Annotated in this window: 22 protein-coding genes and 1 riboswitch; of the genes, 9 read left to right on the forward strand and 13 right to left on the reverse strand. The window is 64.5% G+C overall.

Annotated elements, in window-relative coordinates:
* Positions 1–147: 147 nt before the first annotated feature.
* Positions 148–387, reverse strand: a complete 240-nt coding sequence (locus ACK4R0_RS16475; RefSeq protein ID WP_409676563.1) for an acyl carrier protein — start codon at positions 385–387, stop codon at positions 148–150.
* A 162-nt stretch (positions 388–549) separates the two neighbouring features.
* On the opposite strand from ACK4R0_RS16475, the gene ACK4R0_RS16480 reads away from it, so the two are divergent.
* A complete protein-coding gene (locus ACK4R0_RS16480) occupies positions 550–1,119 on the forward strand; it encodes a Pycsar system effector family protein (protein WP_409676566.1) in 570 nt (189 codons plus the stop codon).
* Between the two features lie 9 nt (positions 1,120–1,128).
* Here ACK4R0_RS16480 and ACK4R0_RS16485 read toward each other — a convergent pair whose 3' ends face one another.
* The 3 genes from ACK4R0_RS16485 to obgE form a co-directional block, all read right to left on the reverse strand.
* On the reverse strand, positions 1,129–2,040 hold the full coding sequence (locus ACK4R0_RS16485) for an NAD-dependent epimerase/dehydratase family protein (protein ID WP_409676569.1): 912 nt from the start codon (positions 2,038–2,040) through the stop codon (positions 1,129–1,131).
* Complete coding sequence (gene proB, locus ACK4R0_RS16490; protein WP_409676572.1) at positions 2,037–3,176, reverse strand: glutamate 5-kinase; 1,140 nt, start codon at positions 3,174–3,176, stop codon at positions 2,037–2,039. The genes ACK4R0_RS16485 and proB overlap by 4 nt, the downstream gene beginning before the upstream one ends.
* Positions 3,177–3,332: 156 nt before the next feature.
* Positions 3,333–4,391 carry a GTPase ObgE gene (gene obgE / locus ACK4R0_RS16495; RefSeq protein WP_409676575.1) on the reverse strand — a complete coding sequence of 353 codons (1,059 nt, stop codon included), beginning with the start codon at positions 4,389–4,391 and terminating at the stop codon, positions 3,333–3,335.
* Positions 4,392–4,538: 147 nt separating this feature from the next.
* On the opposite strand from obgE, the gene clpS reads away from it, so the two are divergent.
* Entirely contained in the window at positions 4,539–4,952 is a 414-nt protein-coding gene (gene clpS / locus ACK4R0_RS16500) for an ATP-dependent Clp protease adapter ClpS (RefSeq protein WP_409676578.1), read from the forward strand.
* A gap of 56 nt (positions 4,953–5,008) precedes the next feature.
* Positions 5,009–6,292 (forward strand): UDP-N-acetylglucosamine 1-carboxyvinyltransferase, encoded by a 1,284-nt coding sequence (gene murA / locus ACK4R0_RS16505; protein ID WP_409676581.1) that lies wholly within the window; start codon positions 5,009–5,011, stop codon positions 6,290–6,292.
* 112 nt (positions 6,293–6,404) lie between these two features.
* Here the strand turns inward: murA and ACK4R0_RS16510 are convergent, their stop codons facing one another.
* The 3 genes from ACK4R0_RS16510 to ACK4R0_RS16520 form a co-directional block, all read right to left on the reverse strand.
* Positions 6,405–8,810: a TonB-dependent receptor gene (locus ACK4R0_RS16510; RefSeq protein ID WP_409676584.1), complete on the reverse strand. Its 2,406-nt coding sequence runs from the start codon at positions 8,808–8,810 to the stop codon at positions 6,405–6,407.
* 171 nt (positions 8,811–8,981) lie between these two features.
* A complete protein-coding gene (locus ACK4R0_RS16515; protein WP_409676587.1) occupies positions 8,982–9,257 on the reverse strand; it encodes a ribbon-helix-helix domain-containing protein in 276 nt (91 codons plus the stop codon).
* Entirely contained in the window at positions 9,254–9,700 is a 447-nt protein-coding gene (locus ACK4R0_RS16520; RefSeq protein ID WP_409676590.1) for a DUF1801 domain-containing protein, read from the reverse strand. The genes ACK4R0_RS16515 and ACK4R0_RS16520 overlap by 4 nt, the downstream gene beginning before the upstream one ends.
* A gap of 43 nt (positions 9,701–9,743) precedes the next feature.
* Positions 9,744–9,935: riboswitch (yybP-ykoY riboswitch) on the forward strand.
* Between the two features lie 8 nt (positions 9,936–9,943).
* On the opposite strand from ACK4R0_RS16520, the gene ACK4R0_RS16525 reads away from it, so the two are divergent.
* The 6 genes from ACK4R0_RS16525 (at position 9,944) to ACK4R0_RS16550 (ending at position 16,413) form a co-directional block, all read left to right on the forward strand.
* Positions 9,944–10,516 carry a TMEM165/GDT1 family protein gene (locus ACK4R0_RS16525; RefSeq protein ID WP_409676594.1) on the forward strand — a complete coding sequence of 191 codons (573 nt, stop codon included), beginning with the start codon at positions 9,944–9,946 and terminating at the stop codon, positions 10,514–10,516.
* 66 nt (positions 10,517–10,582) lie between these two features.
* On the forward strand, positions 10,583–11,800 hold the full coding sequence (locus ACK4R0_RS16530) for an argininosuccinate synthase (RefSeq protein WP_409676597.1): 1,218 nt from the start codon (positions 10,583–10,585) through the stop codon (positions 11,798–11,800).
* An 8-nt stretch (positions 11,801–11,808) separates the two neighbouring features.
* Complete coding sequence (locus tag ACK4R0_RS16535) at positions 11,809–12,264, forward strand: DUF3429 domain-containing protein (protein ID WP_409676600.1); 456 nt, start codon at positions 11,809–11,811, stop codon at positions 12,262–12,264.
* A gap of 1,089 nt (positions 12,265–13,353) precedes the next feature.
* Positions 13,354–14,829, forward strand: coding sequence for a hypothetical protein (locus ACK4R0_RS16540; RefSeq protein WP_409676603.1), 1,476 nt, complete (start codon positions 13,354–13,356; stop codon positions 14,827–14,829).
* 74 nt (positions 14,830–14,903) lie between these two features.
* Entirely contained in the window at positions 14,904–15,524 is a 621-nt protein-coding gene (locus tag ACK4R0_RS16545; protein ID WP_409676606.1) for a cupin domain-containing protein, read from the forward strand.
* A 121-nt stretch (positions 15,525–15,645) separates the two neighbouring features.
* Positions 15,646–16,413 (forward strand): EAL domain-containing protein, encoded by a 768-nt coding sequence (locus tag ACK4R0_RS16550; protein ID WP_409676609.1) that lies wholly within the window; start codon positions 15,646–15,648, stop codon positions 16,411–16,413.
* A 75-nt stretch (positions 16,414–16,488) separates the two neighbouring features.
* Here ACK4R0_RS16550 and pal read toward each other — a convergent pair whose 3' ends face one another.
* The 6 genes from pal to ACK4R0_RS16580 all read right to left on the reverse strand — a co-directional run bounded on the left by pal (position 16,489) and on the right by ACK4R0_RS16580 (position 21,380).
* A complete protein-coding gene (pal, locus tag ACK4R0_RS16555) occupies positions 16,489–17,007 on the reverse strand; it encodes a peptidoglycan-associated lipoprotein Pal (RefSeq protein ID WP_409676612.1) in 519 nt (172 codons plus the stop codon).
* 211 nt (positions 17,008–17,218) lie between these two features.
* Complete coding sequence (gene tolB, locus ACK4R0_RS16560) at positions 17,219–18,526, reverse strand: Tol-Pal system beta propeller repeat protein TolB (protein WP_409676615.1); 1,308 nt, start codon at positions 18,524–18,526, stop codon at positions 17,219–17,221.
* A gap of 177 nt (positions 18,527–18,703) precedes the next feature.
* Positions 18,704–19,624 (reverse strand): cell envelope biogenesis protein TolA, encoded by a 921-nt coding sequence (locus ACK4R0_RS16565; protein ID WP_409676618.1) that lies wholly within the window; start codon positions 19,622–19,624, stop codon positions 18,704–18,706.
* A gap of 63 nt (positions 19,625–19,687) precedes the next feature.
* Complete coding sequence (tolR, locus tag ACK4R0_RS16570) at positions 19,688–20,146, reverse strand: protein TolR (RefSeq protein WP_409676621.1); 459 nt, start codon at positions 20,144–20,146, stop codon at positions 19,688–19,690.
* Entirely contained in the window at positions 20,146–20,847 is a 702-nt protein-coding gene (tolQ, locus tag ACK4R0_RS16575; protein ID WP_409676624.1) for a protein TolQ, read from the reverse strand. Before tolQ ends, tolR begins: the two co-directional genes overlap by 1 nt.
* Positions 20,844–21,380 (reverse strand): YbgC/FadM family acyl-CoA thioesterase, encoded by a 537-nt coding sequence (locus ACK4R0_RS16580; protein WP_409676627.1) that lies wholly within the window; start codon positions 21,378–21,380, stop codon positions 20,844–20,846. The genes tolQ and ACK4R0_RS16580 overlap by 4 nt, the downstream gene beginning before the upstream one ends.
* Positions 21,381–21,427 lie beyond the last annotated feature (47 nt).

Raw genomic sequence — 21,427 nt, forward strand, 5'->3', positions numbered from 1 at the left:
ACCAGCGCATAGGGATCGCGCACGCCGTGCGAGAGCAAAGCCTCGCGCTCGCCGATCAGGGCGTCGAACTTGGAAAACAGGTCGGTCATGGGGTCATTCTCTGATGGGGACGGCCGGAATAGGACGAGGCAGGAGGTGCAGATGGGGTCAGGCGGTGAGTTTTTCCACCGCAGCGACCAATTGGCCGACGGTTTCGATCTCGGCCTGCATGTTCATGGTGATGATGATGTCGAATTCATCCTCGATCGCCGCGACGAAATCCATCACCGTCAGGCTGTCCCACTCCAGATCTCCGGCAAAGGTGGTGCTGTCGGTCAGGTCGACGCCCTTCTTGTTGAAGGGCTCGATCTGCGCGGCGATACGGTCATAAGTGGCAGTGTCGGTCATGCGTGTCTTTCATCTGTTCATGGTCCGCCTTGCCGGGGGAATGCGGCAACATCGCGGCAGCTTGTTGCAGCCAGAAGGGCAGTGCGGTGCTGCTTGTCAAGCGCAGTGCTGCTGTGTCATCAATCTGTCATGGGAGAGGGTGCCATAGAAAACCGAGTCGAAGTGCCGCTTAAGGCCATCCCGAGCCCGTGGCCGCAAACGCCGCACACCTTCTCGCCGCACGCCATCCACCTGATCCGCACATCGGTGCAGACCAACCTCGCGTTGAGCCAGATGGCCGACCAGAAGGCGAGCATCCTGATGGGCGCGACGTTTGTGGTGTTCACCATTTCGGTGGGGCAGGCGCGCAGCGGCAACTTCACGCTGCCGCTCATCGTGCTCGCGCTGTTCGCATTCCTGTCGGCGATGTGCGCGGTGTTCGCGATCCTGCCTTCGGTGCGCGGCACGCCTTCGGCCAAGACCGACGTCCCGCCCGGATCGACCAACTTCATGTTCTTCGGCAATTTCTCTGCGATGGCGGAGGACGATTTCGCCGATCTGGTGATCGACCAGCTGCACACCGACGAGACGATCTTCCGCACCATGCTGCGCGATGTCCACCAGAACGGCATGGTGCTGCAGCACAAGAAATACCGTTATCTCGGCCATGCCTACCGCATCTTCCTGATCGGCCTGTCGCTGACCTTCGCTTTGTTCCTGGTCGAGCTGGCGCTGGGGCGCTCGCTTATTTGAGCCAGCCGCTTATTTGAGCCAACCCTTTGCGCGATACCAGCGCGCGGTGTCTGCCAGTCCCTGTCGTGTTGCGATGTCCGGCTGCCACAGCTGCGAGGGCGGGCGTTTTTCGGGATCGGACGTCCAGTCGCTGTGCGCGATGTAGCGCGCGCGGTCCGGGGTCAGCTTCGCCGCCTTGCCGCGCAACAGCCGGTCGCCTTGCGCGGCCAGATGCAGCGCGAGCTTCGGCGTGCTGATCGCGCGCACCTTGCGCCCCACCGCATCGCCCAGCGCATCGGCGAAATCCTTGTGGCTCCAGCCGCGTGGGCTACCGTCGTCGACCTCGTAGATCGCGCCGGTATCACCCGCACCGCCCGCCAGCCGCACCAGCAGCGCGGCGAGATCGGCGACATGCACCACCGACATCCGCCCGCCCGGCGGCAGCATCACCACGCCGCGCGCCGCCATGCGGAACAGGTCGAGCATCTCGGTATCGCCCGGGCCATACACCGCAGGCGGTCGCACCATCTGCCAGTTCAGCCCGGATGAAACGACGCGCGCTTCGGCCTGCGCCTTGGACCAGCAATAGTTGGACAGGTCAGGTTCGCGCGCCGCCAGGGAGGAAACATGGATGAAGCGTGCGACGTCCGCCGATTTCGCCGCCGCCAGCATGTTCTCGGTGCCGGTGATGTTGCCCGCGACAAAGCCCGCGCGGTCGGGCGCGTTGACCACGCCGGCGATGTGCAGCACGCAATCGGCGCCGGTGCAAAGCGTTGCAAGGCTGTCGGCATCGTCCAGCGCGCCCGCCACCCAGGTCACGCCGTCGCGTTGAGGCTGTGGTCTGCGGGTCAGCGCGCGGACCTGATGGCCGTTTGCGAGAGCTTCAGTAATGCTCGCACCGCCGACAAAGCCGGTGCCGCCGGTCATCGCGATCACGCTCACAGCAGCACCATCTGGTCGCGGTGGACCAGCGAACTGCGCGGCGCGTAACCCAGCACCTCGGCGATCGCATCGCTGCGCAGGCCGATGATCTTCGCCATGTCGGAAGCATCGTATTCGGCCAGGCCGCGCGCAACCGCCTCGCCGCCAGCATTGACGATCTCGACCACATCGCCGCGCACGAACTTGCCGTCGATCACGGTGGCTCCGGCTGCCAGCAGGCTCGATCCCTTGACCAACGCGGCCTCTGCGCCCGGATCGACCGTGATCCGTCCGCGCGCGGTCATGCGCCCGGCGAGCCACAATTTGCGGCCCTTGCCCTGCGGGCCTGCGGTGAACACCGTGCCGCGTCCGCCAGCCGCGAGCCGGGCGAGAGGGTTCGCCAGCGTGCCGTTGGCGATGGCAAGGTGCGCACCCGCTCTGGTCGCGATCCTTGCGGCTTCGAGCTTGGAGAGCATTCCCCCCGATCCCATGCCCGATGCGGACCCGCCATCGGCCATGCTCCGGATCCGCGCATCGATCCGCGCGACGCTCTCGACCAGCTTTGCCTCGGGGTCGTTCTTGGGGTTCGCGGTATAGAGCCCATCAACGTCCGACAGCAACACCACGCCGCCCGCGCCCGCCGCCTGCGCGATGCGTGCGGCCAGCCTGTCGTTGTCGCCGAAGCGGATCTCCTCGGTCGCAACCGAATCGTTCTCGTTGATCACCGGCACCACGCCCAGCGCGATCAGGCGGCGCAAGGTCGCCGACGCGTTGAGGAATCGCCTGCGATCTTCCAGATCGTCGAGCGTGACCAGCATCTGCGCGGCGGTGATGTCGTGGTTGCCCAGCAGTTCGGCCCAGCATTGGCTCAGTGCAATCTGGCCGGTCGCGGCGGAGGCTTGCGCGTCTTCAAGGCTGGCGCGGCCGCCCTTGGGCAGCCCCAGTCGCCGCGCACCCAACGCGATCGCGCCCGAGGAGACGATGACGATCCGCTGGCCCGCTGCGATCCTGGCGGCGATGTCGTCCACCAGGGACGCCAGCCACTCGCGCCGCACCGTGCCATCGGGTGCGACCAGCAGCGCCGAGCCGACCTTGACCACCAGGACCGTACAGGCGGCGGCGGACAGCGTGGCGGCGGGGGAAGGGGAGTGGGTCATCGTTCAAATCCCGTTTTCCGGCGAAAGCCGGAATCCAGCGCGTCTACAAAGCAACTTTCCCGAGTTCCCGCGCAAAGTAGCGGGAAGATCGCGCAACCGTAGGCGCAAACGTACCACCACATCGGTCGGGACAGGCGGGGGCGGGGCGCGACACCCTCAAACCGGAGACCAGACCCCCGGCTCGTTGTCGGCATTCGGATCGACCCCTTCGGGCTTTTCGGTCGCGGTGTCGCGCGGCAGGTATTCGAGCAGCGCGTCGAACAGCGCCTCGATGCCCGCACCGGTGGCGGCGGATATCGGGAACACGCGCTCGGCTCCTGCAGCGAGCACCTCGTCGGAGAAATGCTGCATCAGCTCGTCGTCGAGCAGATCGCCCTTGTTGAGCGCGACCAGGCGGGGCTTTTCGTCGAGCCCGGCACCGTAATTGGTCAGCTCGCCATCGACGATGCGCATCGCCTCGAGCGGATCGTCGCCATTGGCGTCGATCAGATGGATCAGCACCTGGCAGCGTTCGATGTGACCCAGGAACCGGTCGCCGATGCCCGCACCTTCGGCCGCGCCTTCGATCAGGCCGGGGATGTCGGCGAGCACGAACTCGCGGTTCTTGTGCTGGACGACGCCCAGCTGCGGGCGCAGCGTGGTGAACGGATAGTCGCCGACCTTGGCATGGGTGTTGGTCACCTGATTGATGAAGGTCGACTTGCCCGCATTGGGCAGACCGACCAGGCCCGCGTCCGCCATCAGCTTGAGTCTCAGCCAGACGTACATTTCAGCGCCGGGCCAGCCGGGGCCGTGCTGGCGCGGGGTGCGGTTGGTGCTGGTCTTGTAGCTCAGATTGCCGCGTCCGCCATCGCCGCCACGCAGCAGCGTGATGCGCTGGCCGGCATGGGTGAAGTCGGCGAGCACCTCTTCCTTGTCTTCGCTCAGCACCTGGGTGCCGACGGGGACCTTGATGACAAGGTCGTCGCCGCCCGCGCCGGTGCGGTTGCGGCCCATTCCGCCGGTGCCGCGCTTGGCCTTGAAGTGCTGGGTGTAGCGAAAATCGATCAGCGTGTTGAGGCCGCTGACGGCTTCGAAAATGATGTCGCCGCCCTTGCCGCCATTGCCGCCGTCCGGTCCGCCATATTCGACGTACTTTTCGCGGCGAAAGGACACCGCGCCCTGTCCGCCGGTACCCGAACGGATGAAAATCTTGGCTTGATCGAGAAAATGCATGGAGCCGCCCCTAACGGAACAGCGCGCAAAATGCCATAGCCAGCGATGGCGTGCGCGGAACGTGGGTCGATATGAGCCGCAGCATCGCCTCAATTTGCATGCGACCCCTTGCCTGCGACAAGCGAAATACGATATTCGCAATCATCTATGCACCCTGAAGCACCCACTCCTGCGCCATATGCGGCGGCCAAGCCTCTTTCAGTGCGGGGTGGCAGAATTGCCGTGCATGCCGGTCCGGATCGCGAGGACGGGAATGACGATGGCCCGCCCGATATCGGCATCGCGGTCAAGACCCGCGCCAAGTCCAAAAAACCGAGCCAGTACAAGGTGCTGATGCTCAACGACGATTACACGCCGATGGAATTCGTCGTGCTGGTGCTCAAGCGTTTCTTCGGCATGAACATGGACGAGGCGACCCGGGTGATGCTCCACGTCCACCAGAAGGGCGTCGGCGTCTGCGGCATCTTCACCTACGAAGTTGCCGAAACCAAGGTCAACCAGGTGATGGACTTCGCGCGCGAACATCAGCACCCGCTGCAGTGCACGCTCGAGAAGGTTTGACGGTTCAGGCGCTGCGCCCCTCTTGCACCGACTGGCGCAAGCGTTAAACAGCGGCGATGGACAAGATCATCATTCGCGGCGGCAAGTCGCTTTCGGGCCGTATTCCCATCTCCGGAGCCAAGAACAGCGCGCTGACGCTGTTGCCCTGCGCGCTGCTCACCGACGAGCCGCTGACGCTGCGCAACCTGCCGCGTCTCGCCGATGTCGACAGCTTCGGCCACCTGCTCAACCAGCTTGGCGTCTCGACGATGATCGAGGGCGCGCGGCCCGAGGATTTCGGCCGGGTGATGACATTGCGCGCAGGCCGCGTCACCGCGACCGTCGCGCCTTATGACATCGTGCGCAAGATGCGCGCTTCGATCCTGGTGCTGGGCCCGCTGCTTGCGCGCGCGGGCGAGGCGACGGTGTCGCTGCCCGGCGGCTGTGCGATCGGCAACCGCCCGATCGACCTGCACTTGAAGGCGCTCGAGGCACTGGGCGCGGAGATCGAGATCACCGCGGGCTATGTCACCGCGCGTGCGCCCAAGGGCGGGCTGCCCGGCGGCGATTTCGGATTTCCCGTAGTGTCGGTCGGCGCGACTGAGAATGCGCTGATGACCGCTGTGCTGTGCAAGGGGACATCGACTCTGCGCAATGCCGCGCGCGAGCCCGAGATCGTAGACCTGTGCAACCTGCTGGTGGCGATGGGCGCGGTGATCGAGGGGATCGGCGGCTCCACCCTCGTCATCCACGGCAAGGACCGGCTGCACGGCGCGACCTACCGCGTGATGGCCGACCGGATCGAGGCGGGCAGCTATGCCTGCGCCGCCGCGATCACCGGCAGCGCGCTCGACCTGATCGGCGCACGTCTTGACGAGATGGAGGCGACCGTCGCCGCATTGCGCCAGGCAGGGGTGCATGTCGAGGAGATCGCCGATGGCATCGCGGTGAGGCCCAATGGCAAATTGCAGGCGGTGACGCTTTCGACCGCACCTTTCCCGGGCTTTGCCACCGACATGCAGGCCCAGTTCATGGCGATGCTCTGCATGGCGCAGGGCGCCAGCGTGCTGACCGAGACGATCTTCGAGAACCGCTACATGCACGTGCCCGAGCTCAACCGCATGGGCGCGCATATCGAGGTCAAGGGCCGCACCGCGGTGGTCCATGGGGTCGAGCGGATGGTCGGCGCGCCGGTGATGGCGACCGACCTGCGCGCCTCGATGAGCCTGATCATCGCTGGCCTCGCCGCCGAAGGTGAGACCGAGGTCAGCCGGATCTATCACCTCGATCGCGGCTATGAACGGCTCGAAGAGAAGCTCCAGGCGGTCGGCGCCGATATCGAGCGCGTCGGCGGCGATTGATCGCAGGCGACGGATCTAAACGCCTGCCCCTCCCGCCTGCGGACGGGGAAACCGACAATGCCGCTACCCTCCCCCATCAAGGGGGAGGGCTCATCAGGCCAGTTGGTTCAGATCAGAACTTCGCACCCACCTGCACGCCGTACAGCCGGGGCTCGCCCGCGATGAAGGTCGCGGTGCCGAACGCGCCGCCGGTGTTGCCGGCATCGATCAGATATTTCTCGTTGAACAGGTTGCGCGCAAATGCGGTGATCTCGAACGCGCCGTCGTTGAAACGGACGCCCGCGCGGGCGTGTGCGAGCACATAGCCGTCTTCGCTGATCGCCGGGGTGTTGGGGATCTCGAAGAACTGCTGGCTGCTGTAGGTCACCGTCGGCACGAAGAAGATCGCCGCGCTGTCGCTCACCGGTACGTTGACGTCGATGCCCGCTGCTGCCGAGTGCTTCGACTGTAGCCGGAAGCGGTTGTCCTGGAACGCCGGATCGGGCGATTCGATCTTGGCATCGATAAACGCATAGTTGGCGAACATCCGGATATTAGGGCTTAGCCGCAGCGCGCCTTCGACCTCGACCCCGAAGTTGCCGGCGTTGCCTGCATTCACCGGAACGACCTGTCCCTGCTCGTTGAAGAAGCTGGTCTGGAAGTTCGAGTAATCCTGGTAGAACGCACCGACCGAGCCGCTGAACGCGCCGAATGCGCCCTTGATCCCGCCTTCATAGTTCCACACCTTTTCCTGCGCGACCAATGTGTAGGCCGGGACCGGACCCGCCGCGGTAGCGCGTGCGCTCAGGTTGAGCACGGGCGCACGGCGGCCCTTCGAGACGGTGGCATAGACGTTCACCGCATCGCTGATCCGGTAGAGCGCGTTGAAGCGCGGCAGCCAGGCGTCGAAATTGTCGCTTTCGCGGAACGTCAGGCCGCGCGTATCGACGGTCCCGAGCAGCGATACGCCGGGAATGCCGAGGCCCGCGAGGATCCTGCTGGCGCCGGCGATCGCGCTATAGGTCGAGGTGCGCTCCTCGTAGAGATACCGCAGGCCCGCAGTCAGCTCGAGCCTCTCGGTGACATCGAACGTCATGTCGGCAAAGGCCGAATAGCTGGTGTTCTTGCCGCCGTTGGTGAACTCGCTCGAATAGGGCAGCACGCTGGCTGCACCCTGGGTGAGGATGGTGGTGGCAAGGTTGGGAAGCGCCGGATTGTTGAGCCTCTGGCAACTCTGGGCGGAAGGTACTCCAAGGGCAGCCGCCAGTCCGGCGCGGACCGGGGCAAGTGCGCCTGCGGTCGAACAGCCGATATAGGTACCCTCATCGGTCACGAACGGGACGCGCTGGGTGCCCTGTTCGTGGAACACGTTGAAGCCGAAAAAGCCGCGCAGCCGGTCGCTGTTATACGCAAAGCGGGTTTCGTAGCTGAACTGTTCGCCCTTGGCGTCTTCGGAAAACTCGAGGAAGAACAGCCCCGATCCGTCGGCATCGAACACCTCGAGGCTGTCGAACTTGCGATAGCCGCCGATTGCGGTCAGCGTCCAGTTGTCGCTCATTGCGGTTTCGAAGGTGACGTTAGCGTCATAGACTTCGCGCTTGAGGCCAAGCTCTGGCAGGCCAAGGATCGCAGCGCTCAGGTCGCGCGGTGCGCCGCCGACTTCGCCGACGCGGAACGGATCGGTATCGCCGCCACTGCGCGGCAGCGTACCCGAGATGAACGCGGTGCCCGGGTTGCGCTGCTGCTCATAGTTGAACACGAAGTCCATCGTGCTGCTATCAGTCGGCCAGATGCGCAGCGAACCGCGCAGCGCGAGCTGGTCGATGCCGTTGAGGTCGTCCTGATCCGAGCGGACGTCGCGCGCCGAGACGGTGCCCGGATTGTTGGCGATGTTGCGGATATAGCCGTCGCGCTTCTTGTAGGACGCAGCGATGCGGCCGGCGATCTTGTCGTTGCCCGCGTTGATCATCGCGCGGCCTTCATAGAGGTTGAAATTGCCATAGCTGCCGCGAATGTCGGCGGAAAAACCGGGTTCGGGCTTGGCGGTGATCACCGAGATCGCGCCGATCGTGGCTGCGGTACCGAACAGGGTTGCCTGCGGTCCCTTGACCACCTCGATCCGGTCGATGTCGAACAGGTCGAAATAGGAGCCGCGCGAGCGCGAGACGTCGATGCCGTTCAGATAGATGGTGACGCGCGGCGCGACCTGCGCGCTGCCCGAATCCGAGGTGATGCCGCGGATCACGAAGCCGGGATTGTTGGCGCTCTGCTCCTGGATGTTGAGGCCGGGGATGAACGCCGACAACTCGTCGAACTCGTCGATACCGATATTGTCCATCTGCTCGCCGCTGATCGCCGAGACGGTGATCGGCACGTCCTTGATCGACTGCTCGCGCTTCTGCGCGGTGACGATGATCAGGTCATCGGTCACGGCGCTTGCATCGATCTGGTCCTGCGCGAGTGCGGGGCTGGTCGCCAGAACGGTGGCAAGGGCAATCAGCGACGCCCGCAGCGGGCGGCGAAGAAGAGGTGAGTGCATCGGAGCATATCCTCGAATTGGAGTGAATGCTCGCCCATTGCTCGCCGCCAGTGACTTTTGTGCGTCGCAACAATTACCGATTTGTGGCGCTCGCGATTTTACCGTGTCACAATTGGAGCGAGGTGCCGATGCCGTAGCGGAAGCGCAAAAAAAGGCGGAAATCCGATGTCTCTAGTGCTGTACCGCTCCAGCGGCGTGTCCATTGCGCTCCACCAGATCGCGCACCAGCCACAGCCGGATCGCACTCGCCAGGTTGGGCGGATCGTCCGCTTCGATGCGCTCGACATCGATCCGCGCGACGAGGGCGTTGAGCGGCAGCGCGCGTGTCTCTGCCGCTGCCCTGAGCATGTCCCAGAACAACGGCTCGAGGCTGATCGAGGTCAGGTGCCCGGCAATCTGGATGCTGCGCTTGACCGGCCCGCGATAGAGATCATCGGGCGTGATCATGTGGGCGGGTAGATCCGGTTCATCTCGGCGAGGTCGTGCGCGATCAGCGCTTCGAGAACATCGATGTCGATCTGGGCCAGCTGCGTCACATGCAGGCAGGTCTTCTCCATCTTGTGCTTGCCAAGCTTCGCCAGCAGAGCGTCACGCTGTGCCGCAACCGCTTCATCGTCATAGCCTGCCATCAGATAGATGCTGTGCTTGCCCTTGCGCGGCGAGAAGCTGGACCGCGCCCATGTGCCGGTGCGTCCGCTGGGATAGGCATAAGCATATTCGCCAAAGCCGATCATGCTCGGCCCCCACATCCTGGCGGGCTTTGCTGTCACGCGCTCGAAAAGTTCCAGCAACGCCTTGGCCTCCTCACGCCGGCGCTCGGGCTCCAGCGCCGCGATGAATGCTGCCACATCGCTATCGGTCGCCACGGTCTTGTTGGCTTCACTCGCCATCTTGCATCCCCCGCAATCTGTGCCTAAAGGCTAGCACGTCTGATGGGGAGTAGCCAACCGGTGCGATGCACCGGACCGCGCGTCAACACACTTGGCCGAGAGGTCATGGTGCGCGGGTTTCCGGATCTTTTTGAGACCCGGCTTCCGGCAAGACCGATGACACCTGAACCTTTTGTCCGGCCGGGCAGGGGTGAACGGTGCCATTGTGTTTTGCCCTCTGCCCGGCCCCGGAAGTCTTATCGGATGGAAGCTTTCCTTGCCTCGCTGTCGCTGGTCGCGCTCGCCGAAATGGGCGACAAGACGCAACTGCTCGCGATCCTGCTCGCCGCGCGCCTCAAGAAGCCGGTGCCGATCATCGCAGGCATCTTCGTGGCGACGCTCGCCAACCATTTTCTTGCAGCCTTGCTCGGTCAGCAGGTCGCAGGGCTGCTCGACAGCCCCGCCTTCCGCTATGCCATCGCCGCTGGTTTCATCGGCATGGGATTGTGGGCGCTGATCCCCGACAAGCTCGATGAAGACGCAGCCCCCAAGGCCCGCAGTGCCGGGGTGTTCGTCACTACGCTGATCGCGTTCTTCCTCGTCGAGATGGGCGACAAGACCCAGATCGCGACCGTAGCGATGGGCGCGCATTACCAGAACGTGCTCGCGGTCACCGCCGGCACGACGCTGGGAATGATGGTCGCCAATGTGCCTGCCGTGCTGCTGGGCCACAAGATCGAGCGCATCCTGCCGATCCGCACGCTGCAGATCGGCGCGGCGCTGCTGTTTGCCGCGCTCGGCCTTTGGGTGGGCGCGCAGACCGCAGGATGGGTGTGATCGGCATTGCGCGTGCCTTTGCAGCCTGTTAGGCGCGCGCAAAATCCACGCATGAGGAAAAGCAGCATGAGTCAACCGGTCAAGCGCGTCGTTCTGGCCTTTTCGGGCGGGCTGGATACCAGCGTCATCCTCAAATGGCTGCAACAGACCTATAACTGCGAAGTCGTGACCTTCACCGCCGATCTCGGCCAGGGCGAAGAGCTCGAGCCTGCGCGCGCCAAGGCGCAGATGATGGGCGTGAAGCCCGAACACATCTTCATCGACGATCTGCGCGAGGAGTTCGTCAAGGATTACGTGTTCCCGATGATGCGCGCCAATGCGGTCTACGAGGGCACCTATCTGCTGGGCACCTCGATCGCGCGGCCGCTGATCGCCAAGCGCCAGATCGAGATTGCCAAAATGGTCGGCGCCGATGCGGTCAGCCATGGCGCGACCGGCAAGGGCAACGATCAGGTGCGCTTCGAGCTGGGCTATTACGCGCTCGACCCCGACGTCAAGGTGATCGCCCCGTGGCGCGAGTGGGATTTGACCAGCCGCACCAGGCTGATCGAGTTCGCCGAAGCCCATCAGATTCCTGTGAGCAAGGACAAGCGCGGCGAAGCGCCGTTTTCGACCGACGCCAACATGCTGCACACCTCGTCCGAGGGCAAGGTGCTCGAAGATCCGTGGGACGAGGTCCCCGATTACGTCTATTCGCGCACCAACCACCCCGAGGACGCGCCCGACACCCCCGAGTATATTACGATCGATTTCGAGCGCGGTGATGGCGTCGCGATCAACGGCGAAGGGATGAGCCCTGCGACCCTGCTCGAAAAGCTCAACGCGTACGGCAAGACCCACGGAATCGGCCGGCTCGATCTGGTCGAGAACCGCTTCGTCGGCATGAAGTCGCGCGGCATGTACGAAACGCCGGGCGGCACGATCTATCACATCGCGCACCGCGGCATCGAGCAGCTGACGCTCGACCGCGGCGCTGCGCACCTCAAGGACGAGCTCGCGCCGCGCTATGCCGAACTGATCTACAACGGCCTGTGGTTCAGCCCCGAGCGCGAGATGCTGCAGGCGGCGATCGACCACAGCCAGGCGCATGTCACCGGCACCGTGCGGCTCAAGCTCTACAAGGGCAACGCCTGGGTCGTCGGCCGCAAGTCGCCGTACTCGCTGTACAGCGAGAAGGTCGTGACGTTCGAGGACGATGCGGGTGCCTATGACCAGAAGGATGCGGAAGGCTTCATCAAGCTGAACGCGCTGCGGCTGCGTCTGCTGGGTCGCCGGGGGGTCTGAGCGCGCTTATGGAGCAGGCCGGGGGCACGAACCGCACGCTGATGCAGGTGCTGACCTATGCAGGGGCGCTGCCGTTCCTGGCGGGCGCGTCGTGCCACATCACCGGCTATGGCGATGTCAATGCGGCCAACCTCACCTGCTACTGGGCGTTCACCATCCTGATGTTCATGGCGGGCACGCTGTGGGGAATCCAGGTGGTCGCGCCGCAGAAGGTCAGCCCCAATCTGCTGATCGCGAGCAATGTCGTGGTGCTGGGCACCTGGGCTGCTCTTTGGTTCGTGCCGTTCAACGAGGCGGCTTTGCTGTTCGCGCTCGGCTTTGGCGTGCTCCTGTGGCTCGACCGCCGGGCGGTCGAGGCGGGCGCGACCGATGAAGCATATGGAACGATGCGAACGCGGGTGACGGCGTTTGTGATCGCGTGCCTGGTGCTGATCGCGGTCGTACCGATGGGGGCGATTGGCTGAGCGACCGTGGTGCGCACGTCCCTCGACTTCGCTCGGGACAGACGGGGGGAGGGAGAGGCGCCAATGCGTAACGGTTCCGAGTTCCCGAGCGAAGTCGAGGGACGTCACGCGCGACTCGCCCGCCCGGATGCTGTCCCCAACCTCCGTTTGTTACGACATGATGAAACAAACGATCCCCCCGACCTTAATCCATTGTTGTCCACCATTTTATCCACAGCGAACCCGCGCTGCCTGTGGATAACTCATCCGTTTTCCCTGGCTGCGACTCGGATGTCGTGACACCTTTGTGAGGTCGGAAGGACAGACGGAAAGCGGACTGAAGACCAGAAAAAGCATTGAAATACAGCAATGTAGTTCACGTTTTGATGATCGGAGAGTACGCCCGCCAAGCCGGTCAGCGATGGCAGGTCAGGCGCGAGAGACGGCCAGTGTTATGCACAGGCCAGACATAGGCGGAAAAAAGCCGCCCCGCAGCAGAGATGGTGCAGGGATGGGCAGTTCACCGAAGGTCCGAATGAAGCACCGATGATCGGCAGGCAGCGAAATGCTGGACGCAAGTCCGGGATGCAGCAGCAGGCCGGTGCGATGCCCCGGACTTTGCAAAATGCGGGTCAGGACAGCCGGTTAACGCGCATGATCCTTCGGGATGGTGCTGCCGGGCCGGATGACTTGAGCCGGATGCGCGAAAATGGGGTGTCAGGCAGAGCGCGGACCCGGGTCCATCGGTCTTCGGACCATATGGCACCGGGCCTCGCGCGAAGCCGGACGCTTGAAACGGATCGTCGATGGCCGATGCGACATGCGCAGCAATGCACATGACGCGACCGCAAGGCCGAACCGGACACGTCAGCTCCACCGCTCGCGGCGCAGCAGACGGACCACACAGAGGCGGGAAACCGCTTCATGGCTGCAGAAAAAAGCCCCGATGATCTTGGGCAGGCGCAGTGGGGGCCGACAGCAATGTCGGCCCCCGTTTTGCATTTGGACCTAGGCAGCCCCTATCGCCTCAGCTACCCAGAACCAACGACATGCATAACGGATTGTGCGTGGCATCCGGCGGATACCATGGGGCGAAGAGGTGGGGTCGCGATGATCAGTCGATTGGGATCTGGCGGCGGCGCGCTGGTTGCGCTCACGCTGGCTGGCGTCGTCGCTGCGACCCTGATCATAAACCAGCCCATCCGCTTCCCGCTCGACGATGCCTATATCACCATCGCCAATGCCCAGCAGATCGTCACCGGCGCGGTGGACAGCTATGGCTATAGCAGGCCCAGCGGTGCCACCAGCCCGGTGCACATGCTTCTGCTGGTGCCGCTGGGGCTGGTGATGGACTGGCCTGCGGCATCGCTCTGCCTGGCGATGTTGGCGACGCTGGCCTATGTCGGGGGTCTGTATCAGCTTTTGCTGACGGTCAGCAGCCATCGGGGCATTGCCGTCCTTGGCAGCATCGCCGGGTTCATGGGCATCAAGCTGTGGTATCAACTGATGAACGGTCTGGAGACCGGGCTGGCCATGGCCGCAGTGACCTGGACGGTCTATCTCGCGCAGTTTCCCGATAATCCGGGCCGGCGCCGATGGCTCGCAGGGCTGATCGGCGTGTTGCCTTTCATCCGTCCCGAACTCGCCCTGCTCAGCGTCGTAATGGCAATCGCCGCAATGGTCAGGCTCTACTCGCAGCCTGCGCAATTGCTGCGCCTCGCCGCGTTGACGCTCGGTGTGGCGGCGCTGCTGGCGCTGCTAGCCTGGCTGGCGACGGGTGAGCTTATTCCACAGACGGCGGGCGCCAAGGTCGCGTTTTTCGGCGATGGTGGTCTCTCGCTGCGCGACCGGTTGCTCATCGTGTTTCTATCGGTCGCCACCGCGCCGTTGGGCTGGGTGCTGCTTGGGCTGGCCGCGCTGCCCCTGATTCGCGACGGATGGGCATTGCTGGCCTTTGTCGCTGTATATCTGCTGGCGAGCGCGGCGTCGCTGCCCAGCGGTCTGATGCACAACGAGCAGCGCTATCTGTTCATCTGCGTGCCGCTGGCGCTGGCTGGTTGGGCGGCGCTTGGCGCGCGAGCCGACATGATGCGCGGCAGGGCGGCGATCGTCGTTTCGGTGGGCGCCGCGCTGATGATCGCCAGCTTCTTTCTTGGCGGATGGACTTTCTATCGCGACAGCTTGAAGGTCACCGCGGATCAGGAGCAGCTCGTCATCTGGTCGAGAGGCAATCTGCCGCGCGATGCCCGGGTGCTGATTCACGATGCCGGCTATTTCGGCTGGAAGACCGATTTTGCGCTCGTCGATTTGGTCGGACTCAAATCCCCGGACTCGGTCGTTGCGCATCGTCGCTGGACGATGCCGTCCGCAGGCCGGGACCGTAACCGCGCAGTGGCTGAGATCGCGTCGCGCGCGAAGGTCTCCCACGCGATAATCCTCGACCGCCCCTTCTGGCGCGATATTGCGGGCCATCTGCGCAAGGCGGGCTGGCGGCTCGAGCCCTTGCGGGCGGGGCCAAATGCGGCCTATCACGTCTATCGCCTGACTCCTCCGGGCGAACCGTCGCCAACGCCCGAAGCGATGTAGACCGCTTGGTTGTAACACAGGCTTGGTATTGGCAAACTGCTGCAACCTGGAGGCGAGCCATGCTGTTTTCGCTATTGATGCTGTCAGCCGCTTTGCAGGCGGACGTTCCGCCAGTTCCAGGACTTTGCTCCGCGCCCGTCCCCGCGGACAGGGAGACGCCCGGATGCTACCAGACCAACGAGATCGAACTGGCTGGCGCGCCCGAAGAGATTTACTGGTCGATCTACGAGTATCGCGACATCGCTTCGGCGCAGCGGGAGGCGCGTCGTCATCGATGGTCGGCGGTCACGCATATTCACGGGCGCAATTGGCTGTATGTGCTTGGGCTTGCTGGCGAGCCGATCAAGGGCGCCGGTCTGCGCGCCGTGATCGGACCGTTGAAAGTTCCTGATGGCACGGTAACCGCCCACTTTTCCGAGGCGATCTTCCCCCCGGGGATGCGTACGCGGGTCCATTCGCACCCTGGCCCGGAAGCTTTTTATGTGGTCGAGGGCGAACAGTGCATGGATAGCCCCACCGGGAGCAGGGTGATTGAGGCTGGGGGCAGCTATATCGTGGCCGGGGGTCCGCATCTGCAGGCGGCGCCCAAGGGCAGGCGCAATCTTGTCCTGATCCTGGCGCCCAAGGGCCAGCCTTTCGTCATCCCCGGGGGCCAGTGGCAGCCAGGGAGCTTCTGTCAGGAGCCAGGCCGATGACTGCAACGCTCGGTTGGTCGCAATAGGGTAAGCACGGACACAGGTTTCACGCCTTATTAGGATTCCGTGCGTACCACTCGTCCAAAGGGGGGGGTGGTTTAGCGACAAGCGGAGCAGTGGCGTGGCGGCAGGATGTCAGGGGTGCAGGACTGCACAGCACCAATTTGCGATCGCGATGGCCTTCCAGCCGATTGTCGATGTCGAGACCGGGCTCCCCTTTGCCTATGAGGCGCTGGTGCGCGGAGAAGATGGCGAAGGCGCCGCCGATGTGATCGCACGCGTCACGCCCGAGAATCGCTATGCGTTCGATCAGCAATGCCGGGTAGCGGCAATCGAAGGCGCGGTCGCTGCGGGCATTCTCGACACGTCGGCGCGGCTCTCGATCAACTTCCTGCCCAATGCGGTCTATTCCCCCGTCGCCTGCATCCAGCTGACGCTGCAGACATCCAAGGCCACCGGCCTGCCTGTCGATCGCCTGATCTTCGAATTCACCGAAAACGAACAGATGGCGGACACCAGCCATGTGAAGAATATTGTCGATTCGTATCGCAAGATGGGCTTCGGCACCGCGATCGACGATTTCGGGGCAGGGCATGCCGGGCTGGGATTGCTCGCAGCGTTCCAGACCGATTACATCAAGCTCGACATGGAGCTGATCCGCGGGCTCGATACCAGCATGCCGCGGCGGATGATCGTCGAAGGCGTGCTGCGGATCGCTAAATCGCTCGACATCACCGTCATTGCCGAAGGCATCGAGACGCTGGGTGAATACGATGTGCTGCGCGGGATGGGCGTGCGCTACATGCAAGGCTATCTGCTGGCGCGTCCGGGGTTCAAGACGCTGCCGCCAATCGCGCTGCCAGGAGAACTCTACGCCGCCGTGGCGTGACCGGGCAGGGCGCAAAAAAGGGCCGACCGATGCACTCGGCCGACCCTTCGCATTTCGCAGACCGGCTTTAACCGATCAGTCGATCGTCACCGTCACCGCGCGGCGGTTCTGGGCCCATGAGGCTTCGTCCGATCCCATCGCTGCAGGGCGCTCCTTGCCGTAGCTGACGACGCGCAGACGCTGCTCGCTGACGCCGAGCGAGACCAGATAGTTCTTCGCCGCGTTGGCGCGACGCTCGCCCAGCGCGATGTTGTAATCGCGGGTGCCGCGTTCGTCGGCATGGCCTTCGATGATCGCCTGCTTGTTGGGATACTGCGCCAGCCACTGCGCCTGGCTCTGCAGGGTGATCTGGTCGTCGGCATCGACGTTGTAGCGGTCCAGATCGAACAGGATGCGGTCGGAACGGACCCGCGCCACGAAATCTGCCTGGCTGCCGGGGACGACAGCGTTGCCGACGCCCGAATTGTCCTGTCCCTGCGAATAATCGGTGGCTGGACCGGGCGCGGGGGGAAGCTCGGGCGGAGCCTTTTTGGCGCACGCGCCCAGGGCAATCACGGCGGTCGCCATGATCAGCGTGTTACGGACAGTTCTCATCGAGCGTCTCCTTCTGTTTAAGCGAGGAACAAAGCTGACCGGGTGGGTCCGGTACAGCACATGTTCCATTGGGGAATGGCTATTGCGGGCCGGAGGAACCCGGCGCGTGACGACAATACAACCCGTGAATGCGACCAACCGTGACTCGGTTTGTCGACGAGGTAAACCCCTTTGCCGCAAAAAACGTCACGTGGCGCAAGAAACGCACGGGTCACGGCAGGATCGGTCCCCAGGCTGGATCCGATCCATCGACCGGGGTCGGCAGGCGGCGCTCGTTGGCTCCGGTCAGGTCGACCTGCCATACCGTGGAGCTCACCGCGCCGCGACCGGTGCGGAAGAACTGGATCACGCGGCCATTGGGCGCCCAGGTCGGGGCCTCGTCCTGCCAGCTGTTGGTCAACAGCCGCTCGCCGCCGCCCGAAGGGCTCATCACGCCGATGCGGAAGTTGCCCTGCATCTTGGTAAACGCGATAAGGTCACCGCGCGGGCTCCATTCGGGCGTGGCATAGCGGCCGCCGCCAAAGCTGATCCGGCGCTGGTTGGAGCCATCGGCGTTCATCACATACAGCTGCTGGCCGCCGCCGCGATCGCTTTCGAAGACGATCTGGCTGCCGTCGGGAGAGAAGCTGCCGCCGACATCGATGCCCGGGCCATCGGTCAGCCGGATCGGGGTGCCGCCCTCGACCGGGATCTTGTAGATGTCGGTGTTGCCGCCGATCGCCATCGAATAGAGCAGGAAGCGACCATCGGGCGACCAGCGCGGCGCAAAGGTCGGGTTGCGGCTCTGCGTCACCAGCCGCTGGCGTCCGGTGCCGACGTCATAGACATAGATGCGCGGGTTGCCGTCGAGATAGCTCAGATACGCGATCTGCTTGTAATCGGGCGAAAAGCGCGGGGTCAGCGCGGTCGACTGGCCGTTGGTGATGAAGCGATGGTTGGCGCCATCGGAATCCATTATCGCCAGCCGCTTGGTGCGGTTCCCCTTGGGGCCGGTCTCGGCGATATAGGCGATACGGCTGTCGAAGAACGGGCTTTCGCCCGACAACCGCGAATAGATCGCATCGGCGCATTTGTGCGCGGCGCGGCGCCAGTCGGCCGGTTCGACGACAAAGCCCTGCCGGGTCAGCTCGCTGCCCAAAGCGACGTCATACAGATAGCACCCCACGGTGATCTTGCCGTCGCCGTTCGAGCGGACGAAGCCCTGGATCAGCGCGGCGGCGCTGCGGCCCTGCCAGTAAGGGAAGGTCGGCGCCGTCACCTCGTCGACGGTGATCCGCTTGACCGCATTGCGGCCGATCGGCTTGAACAGGCCCGACCGGTCGAGGTCGGACGCGATGACGTCGCTGATCCGGTTGCCCAGATCCTCGGTGCTGCCCGCCAGCGTGGTTTCGCTGCGTGGGGTGGGCAGGGCGGGGACGGCGATGATCAGGTCCGCGCTGCCGGCATTGTCCACGTCCACGGTCAGCTGGGCGTGCGCCGGGGTGGTTGCGCAAACGGCTGCGACAGTGAACCCCAGCACCCACCTCCGCAAGTCCCGAGCCCCTCGGCTGGATGGCAAGCCAGCCGCTCGGGATAAATTTCCCGGCAGAGCCGGGAAGTCGAGGGATGTATGCGCGACGGGTCGTGAACGTCCCTCGACTTCGCTCGGGATAGGCGGGGAGGGGTTTTTGGCGGAAAAAACGGTGGTCGGCATGGTTTACAATCCCAGATAGAATGTTGGTTCGATGGTCTGCCACTCGGAATAGAATTGCGGCGGGAATTTGAACGGGGCGGCGCGGCGGACGGCGGCGATGGCGCGTTCCTTGTGCAACGCCTCCTGCGCGCGGTTGCTGGCAGTGACCCCGGTCGTGGTCGCGCTGGGCGAGCCTACGATATTGCCCGATTCGTCGAGCCGCACCGTGACCTTGGTGCGCAGCTGATCGGCGTCCGCGCCGGTGGGCGGCACCCAGTGCGGTTTCACCTGGCGGAGCAGTTCGCGCTGCAGCGAGGCGACCACGGCAGGCCCTGCAGCGGCGGCGGGCGGGGTCTGGGCGCGGCTGGTCGATGCCTTGTCGGTCACCCCTTCGAGGAAATCGCTGCCGATGCGCGGTGCGCGCGGCGCGCTCGCAGCGGGCGAGGGCGTGGCTTTGGCGGGCGCGGCGGGCGCAGGCTTCGGCGCCGGAGCGGGAGTCGGCCGGTCGGGACGGCGACGGTCATCGGTATTGGCCGGCGCAGGGGGCTTGGGCTTTTCCGCCGCCTTGGGCTGGGGCTTGGCGGGCGGCGGCGGCGTGCTGCGCGCAGGTGTCGGCACCGGCGCGGGCTTGGGCCGTTCGGCAGCCTTGGGCTTGGGCGGCGACGGGCGTTCGACAGCGCGGGGCGCGGGCGGCTCGGGGCGCGCGACCGGCGGCGCGGGGCTAGGCTCAGGCTCGGGTGCAGCAGCCGCCTTCTCGACCTGGGGCGCGATTTCGGGCGCGGCCGCGGTCGCTGCCTCGACATTGGGCGTGGGCGATTGCGATTCGAGCGCGACCTCGTCGGTCAACTGCACCTCGATCGGCTTGACGGGAATCTTCAGCTCGCTGCGGCTGGCGATGCCCAGCGACAGCACGCCGAACAGCGCGATGTGGGCAATAACCGCCACCGACAGTCCAAGGCGCTCGCTCTTCTCCATTCCTACGCTCGTAAACCTTTCGTCGCAGACCGGTTATGGTCGGTCAGATGAACCCGTGGTGACCAACGATACGCGGTTGAGGCCTGCCCGGTTCAATTCGCCCATTACCCGCATCACGCTGCCATAATCCAGAGCACGGTCGGCGCGCAGCATCACTTGCGGCGCGGTGCCGTCATCCTCGCCGCGCTCGGCACGGATCGCCTCGAGCGCTGCGGGCAGGTCCGCCATCGAGACCTGCGCATCGTCGATGAACGGCTGGCCGTCGGCATCGAGCGAGATCTGAATCGGCTCCTTCTCCTGCTCGAGCGCAGCGGCGCGGCTGTCGGGCAGGTCGATCGGCACGCCTGCGACCAGCAACGGCGCGGTGACCATGAAGATGATCAGCAGCACCAGCATCACATCGACGAACGGCGTGACGTTGATTTCCGCGATCGGCGCGCGCGAGCGGCGTCCGCGTCCGCCGCCGCCCGAGGGGCCAAGCGACATCGCCATCAGATGGGATCCTTCTCGAGCTCGCGGCTGAGTTCGCCGTGGAACGCATCGGCAAAGCGGAAGAGGCGCCCTTCGAGCTTGTTGAGCCGGTGCGAAAAGCGGTTGTAGGCGATGACCGCGGGGATCGCCGCGAACAGCCCGATCGCCGTTGCGAACAGGGCTTCGGCGATGCCCGGGGCGACGACCGCGAGCGAGCTGTTCTGCTCGGCGGCGATCGCGGTAAAGCTGCGCATGATCCCCCACACGGTACCGAACAGGCCGACGAACGGCGCGACCGAGCCGACGGTGGCAAGGAAGTTCAGCCGGTCGGCCATGGTGTCGATTTCCTGGCCGACGGTCGAGTGCATCGCAGTGGCGAGCCGCTGGCGCGCGCCGTCGCGGTCGGTGATCCGGCTTTTGGTAGTCCGCCGCCATTCGCCGACGCCCGATGCCAGCACGCGCGCGCTGGGCAGCTTTTCATGGCCGCGCGCCTTGTAGAACGCGTCGATATCGCCCGCCTTCCAGAAGTCCTGCTCGAACGCATTGTTGTCGCGGACGATCTTGCCGATCTTCATCGCAAAGCTGATGATGATCGTCCATGTCCAGATGCTGGCAAGCGCCAGGCCGATCATCACCGCCTTGACGACAAGGTCGGCCTCCATGAACAGCTTGAGCGGCGACAGGGTGACGGCATCGGGGGTGAGGCCAATGGTATCGATCATATGCGGGGTCTGTCTTTCTTGTCAGCGAAGATGGGCTTGTCAGCTAAGATGGGCTGGTCGGCATCGAGAATTTCGGTGAAAGCGTCCACCCAGGCGCGCGGCTGACGGATGGGGCGCCCTTCGGGGTTGATGAATGCTGCGGTAACGTCTGCCTCCAGCAGTGTCTCGATAGAATCGGCGACAGATTGACCGCGTCGGATGACTCGTTGATGAATGATGCAGGCTGCAGCGCGCAAACGTGTGATCTGGCTCATCACGACAAGGTCGTCGTCCATTTTCGCCGGGCGCACAAAGCGCAGGTGCATGTCCGCCACCGCGTACACCCCGCCGCCTGAGTCGTGCGTCGAACGCTGATCGACTCCCAGGCAGCGCAGCATGTCCGACCGGGCGCGCTCCATATAGCGCAGATAGTTGGCGTGATAGACGATGCCGGAAAAGTCGGTGTCCTCGAAATACACCCGGCACGCGAAATAGTGCGTCGTGCCATCGAACCGGCCGCTGAAAGGAATGATATCGGGCGGGACCATGACCATCGCCTTCGCTTAGAGTCTTTGCGACATCAAAGGCAAGGCCTGCGAGC

It is taken from the genome of Blastomonas sp. (assembly GCF_046294995.1).
Classification (GTDB): domain Bacteria; phylum Pseudomonadota; class Alphaproteobacteria; order Sphingomonadales; family Sphingomonadaceae; genus Blastomonas.